General features: G+C 48.2%; 1 rRNA gene. It reads left to right on the forward strand.

Features of this window, described 5'->3' with window-relative positions:
• Nucleotides 1–475 precede the first annotated feature (475 nt).
• Nucleotides 476–1,254: ribosomal RNA gene (locus tag AC1D0P_RS25765) — 16S ribosomal RNA — on the forward strand; the annotation flags it as partial.

The following is a 1,254-nucleotide window of genomic DNA, read 5'->3' on the forward strand; positions in this document are numbered from 1 at the left end:
ATTCAAGGCTCTGCTGAAAACGAAAGTGCTGATCGCCAAGCGGTCAGGCGGCGGAAAAAAGAGTCAAAAAAGTTTGACTGGTGATCAAAAACCAGTATATAATTTGAGGCTCTGCTGATCACAGCAAGGCAAGCAAAATTCTTCGGAATCAGCAAGCTAAGCGAGAAAAGCAAATAACCTTCGGGTTGACTGGGAATTAAAAACCAGTATATAATTGAAGGCTCAGCTGATTACAGCTGACGACGAAAACAAAGCAGCTAACGCTGCTAAGTAAGTAGTCAGGATCATTAAAAATTTACAGCCGATAAGTATGGGCGTTTGAAGGCGATTGCCAGGTTATTCGTAACCAGGTCTTCTGACCTTAAACGCTCATAGAGATAGAAAATGTGAAATCGTCAAGATTTCTCATCAATTCCGTTTTTATGAGTTTCTTCCCGCAGTCAAATGCGGGGAGTTGAAAATTATTGCAGTGATTAAACTATAGAGTTTGATCCTGGCTCAGATTGAACGCTGGCGGCATGCCTTACACATGCAAGTCGAACGGTAGAGTAGCAATACTCGAGAGTGGCGAACGGGTGAGTAATATATCGGAACGTGCCCAATCGTGGGGGATAACGTAGAGAAATTTACGCTAATACCGCATACGATCTAAGGATGAAAGCGGGGGATCGCAAGACCTCGCGCGATTGGAGCGGCYGATATCRGATTAGSTWGTTGGTGRGGTAAMRGCTCACCAAGSCGACGATCYGTAGCTGGTTTGAGAGRACGACCAGCCACACTGGGACTGAGACACGGCCCAGACTCCTACGGGAGGCAGCAGTGGGGAATTTTGGACAATGGGCGAAAGCCTGATCCAGCAATGCCGCGTGCAGGAAGAAGGCCTTCGGGTTGTAAACTGCTTTTGTACGGAACGAAACGGCTCTTTCTAATAAAGAGGGCTAATGACGGTACCGTAAGAATAAGCACCGGCTAACTACGTGCCAGCAGCCGCGGTAATACGTAGGGTGCGAGCGTTAATCGGAATTACTGGGCGTAAAGCGTGCGCAGGCGGTTATATAAGACAGTTGTGAAATCCCCGGGCTCAACCTGGGAATTGCATCTGTGACTGTATAGCTAGAGTACGGTAGAGGGGGATGGAATTCCGCGTGTAGCAGTGAAATGCGTAGATATGCGGAGGAACACCGATGGCGAAGGCAATCCCCTGGACCTGTACTGACGCTCATGCACGAAAGCGTGGGGAGCAAACAGGATTAG

The sequence above is a fragment of the Polaromonas sp. P1_G2 genome (assembly GCF_056405515.1).